This window comes from Pedobacter borealis DSM 19626, assembly GCF_000708285.2.
In the GTDB taxonomy this organism is placed as follows: Bacteria; Bacteroidota; Bacteroidia; order Sphingobacteriales; family Sphingobacteriaceae; genus Pedobacter; species Pedobacter borealis.
The window spans coordinates 22,105-40,410 of the sequence record NZ_JAUG01000039.1; the positions used below are offsets into that span (position 1 = coordinate 22,105).

Genomic DNA, 18,306 nt, shown 5'->3' on the forward strand with positions numbered 1-18,306 from the left:
TAAAACCCTGATGAATGTGGTAATAAAATAATTGAAAATAATAATTAAAAAATTTTATATGATTTCGCTTTCCCCCGGTATTAAAATCTTGTTATTTTTTGTAACCATTATTGTATGCTATTCCCCAGCATCAGCACAAATTAAATCTGGTCGCTGGGTTGCTTGGTCGGAAAAGCCGGCACTTGTCTGGGAAAATGCTTTTGTTACCGGAAACGGAAAGCAGGGTACCATGATTACCGGAGCAGGAGGAAATGAACGGATCATTTGTGTGCATGAAGAACTTTTTTTGCGGTCATGGGATCGTAACAAGATTGCAGTGGCTAACATCGCAAACTTATTGCCCGAAGTAAGAAAACTGGTTGACTCCAGTCGGTTTACAGCAGCGGCACGGCTTGCGAATACCGAGGCTCGTAAACAATTAGCCCAAATGGGGGCTCCAGGAGGATGGCCCATTTCTCCCCATCCTGCTTTTGATTTAAATATAAAAATTAACAATACAAAAAACGTATCTGCCTATCGCCGCCAGTTGGATATGGAAACGGGGGAAGTACTTACAAGTTGGAACGATGATAATGGGAGAGTAGAAGAAAGTGTTTTTTCTTCCCGAATTCATAATGTAAATGTATTACGGATACGTAATACTGCAGGAAAGAAACTAACGGTAACACTTAATCTTACTGAAACACCGGGTAGAACAGGAAAAAGTATGGATGGTGATGATATAAGCAAGGCATTCCGTTCTGTTAAAACCGGAGCAGAAGAACCGGAATGGCTTACTTATCACGCCCAATATGCCAATGATTCTGGTGGGTATGAAGGACTGGCAAGGGTAACAGCCAAAGGAGGAAAAGTAAGTATTGTTGATAATGGCATTCAAATAAATGACGCCAGCGAAATTTTAGTGGTCTTACGAATTACGCCTTTAGAATATGGCAATACCACCCAGGAAACATTCGTCCGGAATGAATTATCGGCTATGCCAACAGATTATGAAAGCCTACTGAAACCCCATGCAAAACAGCATGGAGAAATGTTCCGTCGGGTAATGTTAGACCTAGGCTCTTCATCGCAATGGGTTTCTACTCCAACAGAAAAAATGCTTGCCGAAGCAAAGGAGAAAGGGGTAACGCCGCTCTTTTTAGAACAAATGCATGCGATGGGCAGGTACCTGCTGATTTCTACTTCAGGAAAATATCCTCCTCCTTTGCAAGGGATATGGGGTGGCAATTGGAAACCCGAATGGATTGGCGGTTTTGTATTTGATTCAAATGTAAACCTTGCCATCTCTGCCATCTCAAAAGGCGACTTGCCTGAATGTGCAGAATCTTATTTTGGTTATGTAGAACGGTTGTTACCCGCCTGGAGGCTCAATGCCATGAACTATCTCGGTTGCCGGGGCTTTTTGGTGCCGCATTACAGTGATCCCGAAAAAGGGTACCTAAATCATTTTTTTGCTGAGTATCCTTGGATGTATTGGCCATCTGGTGCCGGATGGAATCTCATGCCATTTTATGAGCATGGGATGCTAACTGGAGACAGTAATTTTTTACAAAATAGAGTATTGCCATTGTATCTGGAAATGGCTAATTTTTATGAAGATTACCTGACTAAAGAAAAAGACGGTTACTATCATATTTCACCAGGTATCTCGCCTGAAAATTTTATACCTGGACAAGGTACAATACTTTCAAAAGATGCTACGGTAGACATAGCTGTGGCACGTGAAGTTTTTGATCATCTCTTACAGTTGGGAAAAATGTTTAAACTAGCTAAGGCAGATATGGAAAAATGGAAATACTATTATGATCATTTAATTCCGTATCGCATTAACAAAGAAGGAGCATTGGCAGAGTGGATACCTGAAAATGCTGCTGACAATTATTCCCATCGTCACAACTCACATCTGTATCCTATTTTTCCGGGAACGGAATTTCTTCAAGCGAATAGTAACCCTAAATTTCTTCAGGCTGCTCGGGTAGCCCTTGAAAAACGATTTAAGTATGATACTGAATCGGCGCATGGATTAATTCATGTTGCCCTGATGGCAGCAAGGTTGCACGATACACAAAAAGTGCAAGTGAACCTTGACCGGTTCTCTCGTCGTGATTATGTTTATGATGGATTGGTTACTTCGCACAACCCCAATCATGCTATTTACAATTTAGATGCCGTATTAAGTCTACAACGTCTGTTATCCGATTTGTTGGTATTCTCACAACCTGGCCGCATTGAATTATTACCTGCCTGTCCGAAAGATTTTCCGAAAGGAAAATTAGCAGGAGTGCGCATCCATGGCGGGCATAAGCTGGATATTGAATGGGCAGAAGGTAAGCTTCTTTCAGCAACCATCCACGCAGGAAAAAATGATGATTGTAAAATTATTTTTGGAACGAAGTCTAAAACAATAGAGTTGAAAGCCGGAAAAAAATATTTTTTTGACAAAAATTTAAACTTGCTTCCGGTTAAATAAATAAGACTGTAAGTAATAGCTATTTGGAATAATATTGATGAAAAAATTATAAACCGTTTAATTTAATATTTTAGAAAATATTCCCAATTATTTAATGATTTTTAAAAAACTAAAAATGAAAAAAACAGCGATTTTTATTATAACTCTATTGATGTTATTTACAAAAAAATCTTTTGCTGCCGATGGTTATACGGTTGTTTCGCCTAATGGCAAGCTTAAACTAAATATTCGTACAGCAGATTCTCCAAAAGCCAAGGGAGAATTAATTTATGATATCTCTTATAAAGAAATTCCGGTAATCTTAAACTCCAATATGGGTATAAACGGCTGGGATAGTAGATTTACGATAGAGAAAGAAGTGAAAAGCAGCAAAGATACGGTCTGGAATCCGGTTTATGGCGAACGCTCGGAGATACACGATAATTACAATCAAACCATATTCTTTGTGAAGCAAGAAGGGAAAAGCAGCAAATTGCATGTTATCGTTCGTGCCTATAATGAGGGAATCGCTTTTAGATACGTGTTTGCCGAGCGGGAAAATGCAACAGGATATGGTAGAGGTGGAGATTTTATGAAAATCAGCGCCGATCAAACTACCTTTCGGGTTCCTGAAAAGACTTTTTGTTATCTTACTTATTCGGCACAAGGGGTTGTAGAACTGATGCCAGTTAAAGATTGGAAAGGGGAGGCAGAACGTCCTTTAACCTTAAAATTTAGCAATGGACTTTATGGGGCATTGGGAGAAGCTGCTTTAACGAACTTTTCCCGGACCAAATTCAGGGTTGATAAAGGTGAAGAAAATATCATCCGCAGTTCGATGTATGATACCGTAGAGGAATTTGCGACGCTTGAAATGCCCTGGAAAGTAATTATGGTTGCCGAAAAACCTACTGATTTATTAGCCAATAATGATATTTACCTGAATTTAAATCCAGAGTCAAAAATCAAAAATACCGTTTGGATCAAACCGGGAAAGATTATTCGTGTAGGACTCACCACGAAGGATGCCAAAGCTGCCGTTGATTTTGCCGAAAAGCGAAAATTACAATATATCCATTTTGATGCAGGGTGGTATGGTGCCGAAACACTTAAGGGCTCAGATCCGTTAGATTATAAACATGTAGATCCCGATCGTTCCCTGGCGAATGATCTGAATCTGGAAGAGGTAACCAAATATGCAAAATCCAAAGGTATCGGCGTTTGGGTATATGTCAACCAAAGGGCGCTTACCGATCATCTTGACGAAATCCTCCCGCTTTATAAATCGTGGGGTATTGCAGGAATTAAATTTGGATTTGTTAATGTTGGGAGCTTCAGGTGGACAACATGGTTGCACGAGGCTGTAGCAAAATGTGCCAAATACAATATGATGGTTGATATCCATGATGAATACCGCCCAACAGGCTTTAGCCGTACCTATCCTAATCTGCTAACCCAGGAAGGCGTGCGCGGAAATGAAGAATTTCCAGACGCAAACAATAACACTTCACTGCCTTTTACCCGTTTTCTTTGCGGCCCGGCAGATTGTACGGTATGTTATTTTGCCCGTAAGGAGTTTAGGCCAAACGCTACGAATGAAAATCGTTTATTAAAAAATACTCCAGGACATCAGTTGGCCACTTCTGTTGTATTTTATAGTCCATTACAGTTTTTGTATTGGTATGATAGTCCGTCTGATGTATTGGATGTTCCAGAACTGGAGTTTTTTGACCAACTGCCAACGGTTTGGGATGATACCAAAGTTTTGAGCGGAAGCATAGGAGAATCCATTTCAATTGCACGCCGTAGTGGCACAAAATGGTTTGTAGGCTGTATGACCAATAATGATAGGCGTACTATCGACTTTTCGTTCAATTTCCTGGATCCATCAAAAAAATACCTGGTAACGATTTACTCGGATGGAGGAGAAAAAGTGAAAACGGCGACTCATGTTAAGATAGAAAAACTTAAAATTTCTTCTGCCTCTAAAATGAAATTAGAATTGCTTGCCAGAGGTGGTTGCACAATGATTGTTGAGGAGATTTAGAAAATAAGTAAAAACAGAGGTAGTCAATTTGCCCGTTATTTTTTTGAACAATATTAATAATACCATGATAATGAAATTAAAAATGATGTGCGTTGCATTGCTAATGGTTAAAATTTCCTACGCCCAAACAATCAAAAATAACAATAAGCCATTTATCGATAAAGACGTTGAAGCTAAGGTTGATTTGCTAATGATGAAGATAACCAATGAAGACAAGTTGGCTCAATTAATTGGTATTCGCCCTAGCGAGTTAATGGAAAATGGCGTATTCTCCTTAGAAAAATGCAAGCAAAAAATACCATACGGCATTGGGCATCTATGCCAATATTCTTCTTCGTTAAGTATGAAACCGGAAGAATTAAGGGATTTTGTAAGAGAAGTTCAAAGGTATTTGATGACTCAAACGCCTGCTAAGATCCCTGCCATTTTCCATGAAGAGGCCATTACAGGTTTTTCGACATTTGGAGCAACAACATTCCCGCAACAAATTGGAATGTCATGTACTTGGAATCCTGAAATGATAGAAAGGAATACGCAGACAACGGCCATAAATATGCGTAATGGAGGCGCCACCATGGCACTATCGCCTATGCTGGATGTAATTAAAACCGCACACTGGCCGCGCATCGAAGAAAGCTTCGGTGAGGACCCTTACTTAACAGGGAAGATGGGTGTTTCTTTTGTCAATGGCTTACAAGGCAAGGGGTTTGGAAGTGGTGTTGCCGCAACGACCAAACATTTTGTTGGTTATGGCAGCAAATCAACCGGTGTGAAGGAATTATATGAGGAATTTTTATTTCCTCATGAAGCGGTAATTCGCTTGGCTGGCGTAAAAAGTGTAATGCCTGGCTATCACCAATTTCACAACGGCGATTATTCTATAGCTAACAAAACCTTATTGAATGATATTTTACGTAAATACTTAAATTTTGATGGTTTGGTAATAAGTGATTACAGCGCTATTGGATTGGTAGCGGGTGAAATCAAGACGAGACAAACACTTAAGGCTGCGGGTATTAAAGCCATTAATGCGGGTGCTGATGTAGAATTAGCGGCAGGAAAAACTTTTCCTTATTTGTTGGAAGCTATTAACGAAGAAAAGGTAAGCCAGCAAACTTTTGATGCCGCAGTAAAAAGAGAATTGATATTAAAAGCCAAGTTAGGTTTGTTGGATAAGAATCCTCAATTTGGAAAAGACGGACCTTTAAATATGGATCCGCCTTCTCAAAGAAAACTGGCATACGAGGCAGCCTGTCAATCATTGGTACTTCTAAAAAACAACGGTATCCTTCCGCTAAAAAAGGAAATTAAAAAAATAGCCCTGGTAGGTCCAAATGCATCTACTTATCAAGGTTTAGTTGGTGATTATACTTACCAGGCGATGTCGGCATTTTGGTGGAACATTCCTATCAATCCAAATTATCCAAAGTTGGTAACGGTGTTTGATGGTTTGAAAAATAAAGCCACATCCGATTTTACTATTCTACATGAGAGAGGCTGCGATTGGAGTGCACCATTGGAAGCCGCTATCGACATCAAAACAGTTGGTGATGATAGGTTAAGTAAGATAAAGATTGAAATTTTGAAAGATTTACCACAACCAAATGTAAAGAATGCATTAAAAATTGCAAATGAAAGTGATGTTATTATTGCGGTTATGGGTGAGAATTTTTATCTGTGCGGCGAGGGTAGGGAACGTAAGGGAATACGATTGCCAGGGGAACAGGAAGCTTTTGTACAAAAATTATTGGCAACTGGAAAACCAGTGATTTTGGTGGTTTTTGGTGGTCGTCCACAGGTTATTACAGAATTAGAATCTAAATGTGCAGCTATTGTACAGGGCTGGTTTCCGGGTGAAGAAGGGGGCAATGCCATTGCAGATTTATTGTTAGGGAATTTCAATCCATCAGGTAAATTGACGGTTAGTTATCCTAAATATGAAGAGCAGGAAGAAATATCATATAACGAAGGCTATTCCAAAAATAACATGCCATTGTATCCCTTTGGTTACGGTTTGTCTTATACTAATTATACATACAGTAATTTACAAGTTCCTTTAACGGCCAATATTACAGATGATTGGATTAAAGTCTCTTTTAAAGTAAAAAATACTGGTGCTATGGATGGAACTGAAATCACACAGCTATACTTATCGCCAAAGGAGCCAAATAGCAACTTGAAACCCATACAGTTGAAAGGTTTTAAGAGGACTGAACTAAAAAAAGGCCAAGGAAAATTGATAAGCTTTAAGGTTTCGCCGCAACAATTTGCTTATTATAATGGTAACACATGGGAGATAGCGCCAGGTTTTTATGAAATTAAAGCCGGCGCATCTTCAACCGATATAAAATTAATTGGAGAGATTGAGCTGAAGGGGAATAAAATTACGATGCCTCATCGTACTGTTTTCTTTTCTGAATAAATTTTAAAGGAAAAAAGGGACATTTTACTAAAGTTGTACCAACTAGTAAAAAAAACAGGGCAATGAATTATTTACAAGTGGTGGGGGAACAATTGTAAGCGATAATGATAGCCACTAAATTAAGATAATGATAACCAATAAATATAAGACGATTCGATTGAAGTGGTAGAAACCAATTCGCGCAGAGGACAAAAAATACTATGGAAAAAAGGTGTTGCATTGGAAGGCCCTGATTTGGATAAAATGCTTGGCGGCCTTCGTGACCATGGCGGTGACGGAATTCATTTTAGTAAGGTAGGGCTTAAGGTTTATGGGGAAGCTTGGGCCGAAAAGGTGGGCTCATGGCTGGAGAAAGAACTAATTGTTAAATAGAATTGTCATCATAAAAAAAAATAAATCAAAAAATCATTGATTAAACCAAGACTATGAAAAAAATAATTTTTATTTTCTTAATGGCAAGCGGTTCGCTTTTTGCACAAAAGAAGCAAAAAATGAGCGTGCTTATCGACCAGCAATTTCATTTTGCCGCAGAGCAGTATGGGGTATTAAAGCATAACATTGCATCAGGTGAGATGCCCAGAACATTTAATCCTGCCACTGGCAAGGTTGTAACCAGCGATACAAAGTGGTGGTGCAGTGGCTTTTACCCGGGTTCTCTCCTTTATATATATGAGTATACCAAAAATCCGGATATTAAAGCTGAAGCCGAAAAACGCCTGGCCATTCTAGAGAAAGAAAAACATTATCTGGGAAATCATGATTTAGGTTTTATGATGTATTGCAGTTTTGGGAACGCTTATCGCCTTTTTCATAAAGCAGAAGATAAAGCGACCATCGATACCTCGGCAATGTCATTGGCGACCCGTTATCGCCCATCTATTGAATCGATCCAGAGCTGGGACAGTAATGAGTTGTTGAAATGCCCTGTTATTATCGATAATATGATGAACCTGGAAATGCTGTGCTGGGTAAGCGACAACGGGGGTGATAAGAGATTTAAGGAAATAGCAATAAACCATGCGAATACTACTTTAAAAACACATTTTAGGGCCGATAACAGCTCATATCACCTGGTAGATTATGATTTGAAAACTGGCCAGATTATCAAAAAAATAACCTGGCAGGGACTGGCAGATTCTTCTGCCTGGGCGCGTGGTCAGGGATGGGGGCTGTACGGCTACACCATGATGTACCGTTTTACTAAAGACAAAAACTATTTGAACCAGGCCCGGAAAATTGCTGCTTTTTTGATCAACCATCCAAATCTTCCGGCGGATAAAATCCCATATTGGGACTATAATGCTCCAAATACACCTACCCAATATAGAGATGCGTCTGCAGGGGCTTTGATTGCTTCAGCTCTTTTGGAATTAGGGCAATATACAGGAGCGAAAGAAAAAAAACTCTATGTCAACACTGCCGAAACGATGTTAAGATCACTGGCATCTGATAAATACCGTGCAAAATTGGGTGAAAATGGTGGTTTTTTACTTTTACACAGCGTTGGGCATATGCCAAATAAAACGGAAATCGATGTACCGCTTACCTATGCAGATTATTATTACCTGGAGGCTCTTTTAAGATATAAAAAGTGGTATTTGTAATTGCCTCACTATACCAGGATCGACTATAATTCCACAGAACAAATAAAAGTTAAAAACTATGATTTATTCTATAAAAATAAAATTAAGCAGCCTTTCGTTGTTAATGTCGTTTTTTCTTGCATTTACGACAGGCGTTGATGCGCAAATGAAGACGAATGAGATGCGAATAGAGACAACTGATGCCGGTAATGGCAAGAGGGACCGTGAATATTGGAGTCAATTACTCTATAAAATGAGTTATCCGGTGATCCACAATTTAGCGAATGAAACTTTGAGAAAGAATATGCCCCTCGAGACGCTTCCCGACTACGGTAAAGCATATGGGATGGTTGCAAGCGAGGTTTCTTATTTGGAAGCTGTTGGGCGAACAATGGCAGGCGTTGCGCCTTGGCTTGCTTTACCAGATGACAATACTAAAGAGGGTGTAATGCGCAAACAATTAAGAACAGAATTGTTGCAGGGGATCGCCCATGGAGTTGATCCTAACAGTAAGGATTATTTGAATTTTTCGAAACAGCAACAGCCTCTCGTAGACGCGGCTTTTATGGCACATGCTTTTATCCGTGCACCAAAGGCATTGTGGGAACCATTGGATGCTTTAACAAAGAAAAGAGTTATTCAGGAATTTAAAAGCCTACGCAACCGGAAAGCAACTTTTAATAATTGGTTACTATTTTCTGGAATAACCGAAGGTTTTTTATTGAAAGTTGGAGCAGATTATGATCCGGTGCGGATAGATTATGCCATACGAAAAACAACCGAATGGTATAGTGGTGATGGCTGGTACAGTGATGGATCGAAACTGTGTGTTGACTATTATAATTCCTTTGTGATGCATCCTATGATGGTCGATCTGTTGGGCATCGTCACAGCAAAGAAGATGTACCCACAAGAGGATTATGATTTGGCCGTAAAACGCATGGGCCGCTATTCTGAATTTTTGGAGCGTATGATTGCGCCAGATGGTACTTTTCCTGTTTTTGGCCGGTCAATGACTTATCGTACAGGTGCTTTTCAGGCTTTGGCGCAGACGGCGCTGATGGAGAAACTGAATAACATTACACCCGCACAGGTAAGGTGTGGTTTAACGGCAGTTATGAACCGCATGTATGATCAATGTGATAATTTTGATAATAAGGGTTGGCTGGTTTTAGGGTTTTGTGGGTCTCAGCCTGATATTGCCGATCTGTACACGTCGACGGGAAGCCTGTATATGGCAACATTGGCATTTTTGCCACTGGGATTACCTGCTGATAATCCTTTTTGGACTGATGCTCCTGCAGACTGGACATCGAAAAAAGCTTGGTCTGGAAAACAAACTCCAAAAGACTACAAGGTTAGTTATTAAAAGAAATAACAAGAATATAAGCTTAATAATTAGGAATTGATTGCCAATTTTATGAAATACACAACTTTATTTGTCTTACTATTCCTTTTGAGTACAAAAAGTATTGCACAGAAGGAAGTTAGCGACAACGCTTTTTCTGGAAATAAAAACAAACCTGAACGCGAGGAATGGCTACGTGATTTGGGGTTTGGGATCTTTCTCCACATGAATATAGATAGCCAGTTGGGTATGGTCATCAGTCATTCGATAGTTGGAGCATCCGAAGATTATTTAAACCGGTACTTCACTGAACTTCCAAAAACTTTTGATCCTTACAAATTTGATGGTTACAGAATAGCCATGCAGGCAAAGCTTGCCGGGGCGAAATACATTTGCATAACGGCCAAACATCATGCAGGCTTTTGTATGTGGGATACCCAAACTACAAAATTCAATATCATGAATACCATTTACAAGAAGGACTTGCTAAAGGACTTTGTAGAAGGAGCCCGTAAAGCGGGCCTGGCCGTCGGAATTTATTATTCTCCTGAAGACTTTAAGTTCCTGCATGATAATGGGATTCCCGTTAATCGTGGTATCAAAATCCCATCAAAAAAAATAATGGATTCCTATGAAGAGTTGATTAGGGCCCAAACTCGCGAGTTATTCACTAACTATGGAAAAATTGATATGCTGTTTATAGACGGCGATTATAAAGAAGTTTGCAGAGAAGAAGCATGGAAGCTACAACCTGATGTCGTAATTACTCGTGGGGCTGTCAATACACCTGAACAAACTGTTCCCGGAGGGATTACAGATAGCCTGTGGGAATCTTGTTTGACCATGGGTACGCAATGGAATTATAAGCCTACTAATGATGATCTGAAATCAGGAACCCGGCTGATTGAAATTTTGGTAGAAACCCGGGCAAAAGGGGGGAATATGTTGCTAAATGTAGGCCCTAAGCCAGATGGAGTAATTGCAGATCCCGAAGAAAGAAGGCTTACGGAAATAGCCGCCTGGAACTTTATCAATCAAGAAGCAGTTCAAAGCGTGAGACCATGGATAGTATCCAATGAAGAGAATATCTGGTATACAGCTTCGAAAGACCGGAAAACGGTGTATGCTGTAATAACCGGTTTACCTAACTGGAGACATGGAGAACGAAAAGACTTTCTACTTTCATCGATCAAAGCCACTACCGAAACAAAGATAAGTGTTCTGGGACACAGTAGTTCAATAATAGAATACTCAGAAGGAAAGGATGCTAAATCCTATTTTACTCAAAAGGAAGACGGGCTACATATATCAGTAGTAAATGCACAGCGTATATATAACAATTATAAATGGCCTAATCCAATAACGGTGAAACTGGAAAACGTAACGCCAGCATTAATTCCCCCAGTCTTTGTTACAGAGAATGCTGAAGCGAAAGACAATATTACAGCGTTTAATGGAAGAGTTCTGAATATGGGTGAATCTAAGGGGTTGAAAGCATGCTTCGAATACAGGATATATGCCGGTTTTGCGGAAAATCTTTATTCCAAAGATTGGAAACGGACTCCGATTATCGATGTAAAAAGGATAGGAAAAATATCTTTCAACCCCAAAGGATTGGAAAAAGGGAAGATATATGAGTTTCGTCTGGTAATACTTCACCCTAATATGAGCTTATATGGAGATCAGAAATTAGTAACTACTAAATAAAGTCTAATGGGACAACAGGTTGAATTTACGGTAGCCTTGATCAGGTTGATGCTTTAATCAATCACCTCAAAAAATACGCATTATCAGGATTGCAAGCTGTTGAAGGTGAGATTCTGATGGAAATCCGAAAGGTTAAAATACAGTTTTATTTTAAGGAACAATTAAAGTTGATTTTAGCTCCATCAAAGCCCATTCTCCGACGGAAGAAGTTTCCGAAGGTGTTTATTCAGGAGTTTGATACACTGGAAAGCCTAAAAGAAGTGAAGAACAGTTTCATGGGTTACCGGTTGGATGATGTAGCTAAGGAACTGGATAAACCGGTCGGACAGCTCATCAGGTTTTTAGCTGATCGTAGAGTAAACGCGAAAGCAGATACAATTTTGAGTGAAAAAGCCGCCAATATATTAAAGGTCTATGCCAGCAATATCCTTGAACTTAACGGGAGGAAGGAGAAAATTGCCGAACGGGAAGCAAAGTTGCAAAGGGTAGGAAATGCCATACTGGAGGAAAAATTTAAGCCAAGTCGCTGAAAAGAAGGGAATTATGCTAAACTCATTTACACTAGGCCAAAGTCATGATGAAAAACAGCTTAGTACTTGCCGAAGGTTTCGAATATAACCATTGATACCTATTTTAAATTAAGGGAATTTCTGGTCGAGACTGGATTAAAGCTATGATTTAAAAGGCAGAAGGGGAAAAATCTATTATCTTGAGATTTTTATGTTAATCGATTAAGCATATCTTTACAAGATGAGTAAGAAGGTTTCCATTAAAGATATTGCACAAACTGTAGGTGTTTCTACCGCCCTGGTTTCATACGTGTTAAATAATAAGGAAAAAGAAGCACGTGTTGGAAAAGAAATCGCACAAGTGATAAGAGATACAGCGGTGAAAATGGGTTATCAGCCAAACCAGATAGCCAAAAGCTTGAAAACAGGAAAATCATACACTTTTGGATTAATTGTAGCAGATATTTCCAATCCGTTCTTCGGCAATCTTGCGAGGAATATTGAGGATGAGGCAAAGAAATTTAACTATACTGTGATTTTTGCGAGTTCGGATGAAAATGCGAAAAAATCTCAAAACCTGATTAATATTTTAACCGAAAGACAGGTTGATGGTTTCATTATTGCACCGGCAGAAAATTCGCAAGATCAGATTGAAGCGATTTTAAAGAACAATATTCCACTGGTGCTGATAGACCGATATTTTAAGGATCTGGGTACCAATTGTGTCGTGACCAACAATTATGAGGCTTCTTATCAAGCGGTGAGCCATTTAATTGAAGCCGGAAAGACAAATATCGGAATGGTCGCTTATCAAACAGATCTGGCTCATATGCTGGATAGAAAGCAGGGCTACATTGATGCAATTAAAGACAGTAAGCAGTTAAAGGCAAAAATCCCCCTGGTCAAAATGGTTGATTTCAATGCTGGTCAAGAAGAAGTAGAGGCGGGCATCCGCGAATTTTTTGCTCAAAACCCTACAATAGATGCACTGTTCTTCGCTACAAACACGCTTACGCTAAAAGGATTAAAATCTTTAAATAAGCTAAACTATAAAGTTCCAGATGATGTGGCTATTGTATGTTTTGATGAGAGTGAAGCTTTTGATTTCTTTTATTCTCCCCTGACCTATATAGAACAGCCATTACTTGAAATGGGCAAAAAGGCCGTTCAGATCTTAATTAAAAACATATCTGAAAAAAAAAGCGCCAATATGCAGGTAAGCATAGCGTCTAAATTAATTATAAGACAATCAAGTGCTGCCACTGTTAAAAAGAATTAGCTCAAGTTGCAATTACCGATGTCAGAACTGGGAAAATCATAATAAGCTGTGAAAAACTAAAAAAAATATTTGTTTGTTTAAACGTTTAAGCTTAAGTTTGATTAACGATCAAATTATAAACCATTTAAACAGAATTGCCCCGGCATTTTTTTTATCCCATTTAGCTTAAACGTGTAAGCGGATTAGGTTTTGATATCTGGGTACACAAATTTACCTATTTCTTTATGTCGATCATATTCCCAACAATCTTTGCTTTAGGTATCAATGATTTAGGACCGCTGACCAAGAAAGGAGCTTCGTTTCTGGTGATGGCAGTTGCAGGTGGCGCATTTTGTCCTCCGCTAATGGGTCTGATAGGGGGTCGTTTAGGAATGTCTATAGCCTTTCTGATGCCAATGGTATGTTTCGCTTTTATTGCGTGGTATGCCATAAAAGGAATAGGGAAAAAGATTGACCCTAAAAGTATTTCACTACAGCACCATTAAGCTGAATCAAATGACAAATCATGATTATTGCATAGGATGAAATTGGTTGTGAAGCAATTACTAGAAAAATAAATACTTAACTAATGAAATCAAAAACACTTAAAATAAATAACACCGATAACATCGAAATAGCATTGTCGGATTTAAAAGCTGGAGAGCCTGTAAGTAATGATAGTGGTACGTACAATTTAATTACTGATGTGCAGGCAAAGCACAAGTTTGCTACGGTTGATTTACATAAGGGGGATGACGTTCTGATGTATGGTGTACTTGTAGGCAAGGCAAATAAAACGATTAAGAAAGGGGAAGTAATTACCAGAGATAATATTAGTCATGCTTCTGGTAGTTATAAACTTAAGGAAAGAAAAATTAGTTGGGAGGTGCCTGAAATATCATCGTGGAAGGATAAAACATTTATGGGCTATCATAGAGAAAATGGAAAAGTTGGTGTAGCCAATTATTGGCTCGTTATTCCATTGGTGTTCTGCGAAAATAAGAATGTACAGGTGATTCAAGATGCTTTTATGAAAGGATTGGGCTATTATGATAATGATTTTTCTTACTATAATCAGGTTCAGCAATTGGTTAAGATGCATAGGGCAGGTATGTCTAAAGCAGATATATTGAATGTAGATTTAGATTTGACAGATGTTGGGGCAGGAGTCGAAAATAGGGTATTCCCAAATGTCGATGGGGTTAAATTTTTAACCCACTCATTAGGTTGTGGCGGCACAAAAGATGACGCCATTAATCTTTGTGGTTTGCTTGCCGGGTACATTACCCATGCCAATGTTGCAGGGGCAACGGTATTAAGCCTGGGCTGTCAGAATGCACAAATATCGTTGTTGAAAGAGCAGATAACTAAACGTGATCCAGACTTTAACAAACCTTTGTATTGTTTTGAACATCAGCAGGTCGGATCAGAGTCAGAATTGATAAACCAGGCCATCAAACAGACTTTTGCAGGTTTAATGGAGGCCAATGAGTATAAGCGCAAGCCGGCACCATTGAGCAAACTTTGTATCGGATTAGAGTGTGGCGGGTCCGATGGGTTTTCTGGGATTTCAGCTAACCCGGCTTTGGGCTATACCTCTGATCTTTTAGTGGCTTTGGGCTCATCGGTAATCCTTTCAGAATTCCCGGAACTTTGTGGGGTTGAACAAGAATTAAGCGATCGGTGCCTGGATGAAAGTACTGCAAAAAAGTTTATGGCTTTAATGACTGCTTATCATGAAAGGGCGAAAGCCGTAGGCTCGGACTTTGATTCAAACCCATCTGCAGGCAATATCCGGGACGGCTTGATTACTGATGCAATTAAGTCGGCAGGTGCAGCCAAAAAAGCTGGTACATCCCCGGTTATTGATGTTCTGGATTACCCTGAGCAGGTTTCTAAACCGGGACTTACATTACTGTGTACGCCAGGAAGTGACATAGAGTCGACAACAGCAGAAGTTGGGGCAGGAGCAACGCTTGTTTTTTTTACGACAGGGCTTGGTACACCAACGGGTAATCCGATTGCTCCTGTTGTAAAGATATCTACCAACACCACATTGTATAAAAAGATGAACGATATCATCGACATCAATGCAGGAACTATAATAACCGGTGAAGAAACAATTAAGCAAGTAGGTGAGCGTATTATGGATTACATCATTGAAATAGCAAGCGGACAGGTAAGGGCCAAGGCCGAGACATTAGGACATAATGATTTTATCCCGTGGAAAAGAGGGATATCTTTATAATAAACAGACATTTTGATCATTAAAAACAAGGATATGAAATTATATAAAACAAAACAGGGGGCACTTTTGCATGGTGATACTGGGTATTATTTGTTAAATACCGACTGGGATACTTTAATAAACAATGATAATCTCCATCAGCATTTAATTCACCTGTTAGCTCAGGAAGGTACATTATCTTTGCCTGAAGTAGAAGCGCTGGCAATATTAGAAAATGGAGCGGAAGCCCCGATTGGACAGCAGGAAGTATGGGCGGCAGGGGTAACCTACTTGCGCAGTCGTGAAGCGCGCAAAGAAGAGTCTCAGGATTCAGGCGGTGCAAGTATGTATGATAAAGTTTATAACGCAGATCGTCCGGAGTTGTTTTTTAAGTCTTTACCGCATCGCGTTGCAGGTCACAATCAGCATGTAAATATAAGAAAAGACTCAGTTTGGAATGTGCCAGAACCTGAATTGACTTTGTTTATCAGCTCATCGGGGAACATTCAGGCTTATACGATCGGTAACGATATGAGCTCGAGAAGCATTGAGGGCGAAAACACCTTGTATTTGCCACAGGCCAAGATTTATGAAAGAAGTGCAGCATTGGGTCCTTGCTTATATGTGCCAGAGGCACCAATTTCAGACCAGACAATGATAGCAATGGTGATAAAGAGAGACAGCAAAGAGGTTTTCAGTGATTCGGTTTCGATTAGCAGGATGAAACGGTCGCTAAAAGAGCTGGTAACCTACCTGTTTGCAGGATGTGATTTCGATAATGGTTGTTTTTTAATGACTGGAACCTGTATTGTACCGCCTAATGACTTTACTTTGAATGAGAAGGATGAGGTTAGCATAAGTATTGATAACATTGGCACATTAACAAATTATATTGCTATCCGTTAATAGCTGGCTAGTTTAAACCTTAAAAATAATGATGTCTATAACAGGTGAGAATTTTATTGGAAGTACCCGTAGTGGTAAAGGAGAGAACAGTTTTCAAGCTTTCAATCCAGCGGAGAATATTTCAATGCCAGAAAAGTTTGTTTATGCTACAGAAGCGGAGTTTGAGCAAGCGCTGACATTGGCGCATCACGCTTTTATAAGTTACAAAAACACTTCTACAATACAGCGTGCGGAGTTTTTAGAAGCAATTGCTGATGAAATAATGGCACTCGGGGAATCACTCTTGGAGAGAGCTGCTGCTGAATCAGGTTTGCCTATGGGGAGAATAACAGGGGAAAGAGGCCGCACCTGTGGTCAACTGAAAATGTTTGCGTTGTTATTACGTGATGGCTGGTATGTAGATGCGAGAATTGATACTGCACAACCGGAAAGAACTCCCTTGCCAAAACCTGACATCAGAAGAATGCTGATTCCAATTGGACCTGTAGCAGTTTACGGTGCCAGTAATTTCCCATTGGCTTTTTCAACTGCCGGAGGAGATACCGCATCGGCGCTTGCGGCAGGATGCCCGGTCATTGTTAAAACGCATCCTTCGCATCCCGGCACAAGCGAACTGGTGTCATCTGCCATCATTAAGGCTGCTCAAAAAACGCAAATGCCTGAAGGTGTGTTTTCTTCTTTAAATCTTGCCGATGATCAATCAATAAAACTTGTGCAGCATAAGTTTATAAAGGCTGTTGGTTTTACGGGATCCAGAAAAATAGGTATGGTTCTCCACAATGCCACAGTTAACAGACCTGAACCTATTCCCATATATGCGGAAATGAGTGCTATAAATCCGGTTATTTTGATGGAGGAGGCATTAAAGGCAAAAGGAGAAGCAATTGCCAGGGGATTAGCAGGTTCGGTAACAATGGGCGCTGGCCAGTTTTGTACTAACCCTGGACTGGTATTGCTGATTGAAAATGAGACGGGGAACGCGTTTTTAAATCAGTTTGCAGGGTATTTAAGCGCCAGCGAACCTGCAACGATGCTAAATAAGAATATCAGCAAATCTTATCATAAGGGTTTGGAATTAGCGAAAAGCGTTAGTGGGGTAACTGTTTTGGCTCAGGGAATAAAGGCTGCGGATAATGATAGAAATGAAGCCAGGCCAATTGCACTTACAGTTTCTGCAGAAGATTTTCTCCTCAATAAGGCGTTGAGTGAAGAGGTTTTTGGGCCGGCAACACTTTTGGTATTGGTTAAAGATGTAGCACAGCTCCATCAGGTTATAAATCAGTTGGAAGGGCAGCTTACCGCAACTGTACATGCAGAACCTGCTGATCAAAGCAACTTAATACCAATAATTGATATCATTACTCAAAAAGCTGGCCGTGTTATCTATAATAGTTTCCCGACGGGTGTAGAAGTTTGCCATTCCATGCACCATGGTGGACCTTTTCCTTCTACTACCGATCAACGATCAACCTCAGTGGGTACTGCGGCCATTTATCGGTTTTTAAGACCAGTATCATATCAGGATATCCCTGATGAAATACTTCCGGAAGCATTAAAGAACAGTAATCCATTGAATATTTTGAGGTTGGTAGATGGATCATGGAAAAACGGTTTGATAGCTTAATTTCAGCCCCTTTATAGCTCAAAGCGGCTACGCAGATCTTACCGGAGATATTATATACCTGAGTTCGATTATTAAATCTCATTTTGTGGCGTTTTAATCAAGTTTTCTGTTAAGACGGTCGTCACCCTGAATTTATTTCAGGGTCTTTCACGCTAAAAAGATGCTGAAATAAATTCAGCAGGACGATAAAGCGGGATTAGGCGTAAATAAGATATAATTTTCAGCA

General features: G+C 39.7%; 13 protein-coding genes. All 13 read left to right on the top strand.

Annotation, left to right across the window (positions count from 1 at the left end):
* The first annotated feature begins 31 nt into the window (after positions 1–31).
* Positions 32–2,470: a glycosyl hydrolase family 95 catalytic domain-containing protein gene (locus AW17_RS12295; protein ID WP_157280279.1), complete on the top strand. Its 2,439-nt coding sequence runs from the start codon at positions 32–34 to the stop codon at positions 2,468–2,470.
* A 151-nt stretch (positions 2,471–2,621) separates the two neighbouring features.
* The gene (locus AW17_RS12300) at positions 2,622–4,496 is read left to right on the top strand and encodes a glycoside hydrolase family 97 protein (RefSeq protein WP_209444248.1); all 1,875 of its coding nucleotides are present in this window, start codon (positions 2,622–2,624) and stop codon (positions 4,494–4,496) included.
* A 64-nt stretch (positions 4,497–4,560) separates the two neighbouring features.
* Positions 4,561–6,918 carry a glycoside hydrolase family 3 C-terminal domain-containing protein gene (locus tag AW17_RS12305; RefSeq protein ID WP_157280280.1) on the top strand — a complete coding sequence of 786 codons (2,358 nt, stop codon included), beginning with the start codon at positions 4,561–4,563 and terminating at the stop codon, positions 6,916–6,918.
* 162 nt (positions 6,919–7,080) lie between these two features.
* Positions 7,081–7,290, top strand: a complete 210-nt coding sequence (locus AW17_RS12310; RefSeq protein WP_029276784.1) for a hypothetical protein — start codon at positions 7,081–7,083, stop codon at positions 7,288–7,290.
* 53 nt (positions 7,291–7,343) lie between these two features.
* Complete coding sequence (locus AW17_RS12315; protein WP_029276787.1) at positions 7,344–8,522, top strand: glycoside hydrolase family 88 protein; 1,179 nt, start codon at positions 7,344–7,346, stop codon at positions 8,520–8,522.
* Between the two features lie 58 nt (positions 8,523–8,580).
* Positions 8,581–9,870, top strand: a complete 1,290-nt coding sequence (locus tag AW17_RS12320; protein ID WP_029276789.1) for a DUF2264 domain-containing protein — start codon at positions 8,581–8,583, stop codon at positions 9,868–9,870.
* Positions 9,871–9,957: 87 nt separating this feature from the next.
* Positions 9,958–11,556: an alpha-L-fucosidase gene (locus AW17_RS12325; protein WP_167343674.1), complete on the top strand. Its 1,599-nt coding sequence runs from the start codon at positions 9,958–9,960 to the stop codon at positions 11,554–11,556.
* 116 nt (positions 11,557–11,672) lie between these two features.
* The gene (locus AW17_RS12330; protein ID WP_157280282.1) at positions 11,673–12,086 is read left to right on the top strand and encodes a hypothetical protein; all 414 of its coding nucleotides are present in this window, start codon (positions 11,673–11,675) and stop codon (positions 12,084–12,086) included.
* A 220-nt stretch (positions 12,087–12,306) separates the two neighbouring features.
* Entirely contained in the window at positions 12,307–13,344 is a 1,038-nt protein-coding gene (locus AW17_RS12335; RefSeq protein WP_029276796.1) for a LacI family DNA-binding transcriptional regulator, read from the top strand.
* Positions 13,345–13,568: 224 nt separating this feature from the next.
* The gene (locus AW17_RS12340) at positions 13,569–13,829 is read left to right on the top strand and encodes a hypothetical protein (RefSeq protein WP_029276798.1); all 261 of its coding nucleotides are present in this window, start codon (positions 13,569–13,571) and stop codon (positions 13,827–13,829) included.
* A gap of 83 nt (positions 13,830–13,912) precedes the next feature.
* Entirely contained in the window at positions 13,913–15,571 is a 1,659-nt protein-coding gene (locus tag AW17_RS12345) for a UxaA family hydrolase (protein ID WP_029276800.1), read from the top strand.
* 33 nt (positions 15,572–15,604) lie between these two features.
* Entirely contained in the window at positions 15,605–16,456 is an 852-nt protein-coding gene (locus AW17_RS12350; RefSeq protein WP_029276802.1) for a fumarylacetoacetate hydrolase family protein, read from the top strand.
* Positions 16,457–16,484: 28 nt separating this feature from the next.
* A complete protein-coding gene (locus tag AW17_RS12355) occupies positions 16,485–18,080 on the top strand; it encodes an aldehyde dehydrogenase (NADP(+)) (RefSeq protein ID WP_029276804.1) in 1,596 nt (531 codons plus the stop codon).
* Positions 18,081–18,306 lie beyond the last annotated feature (226 nt).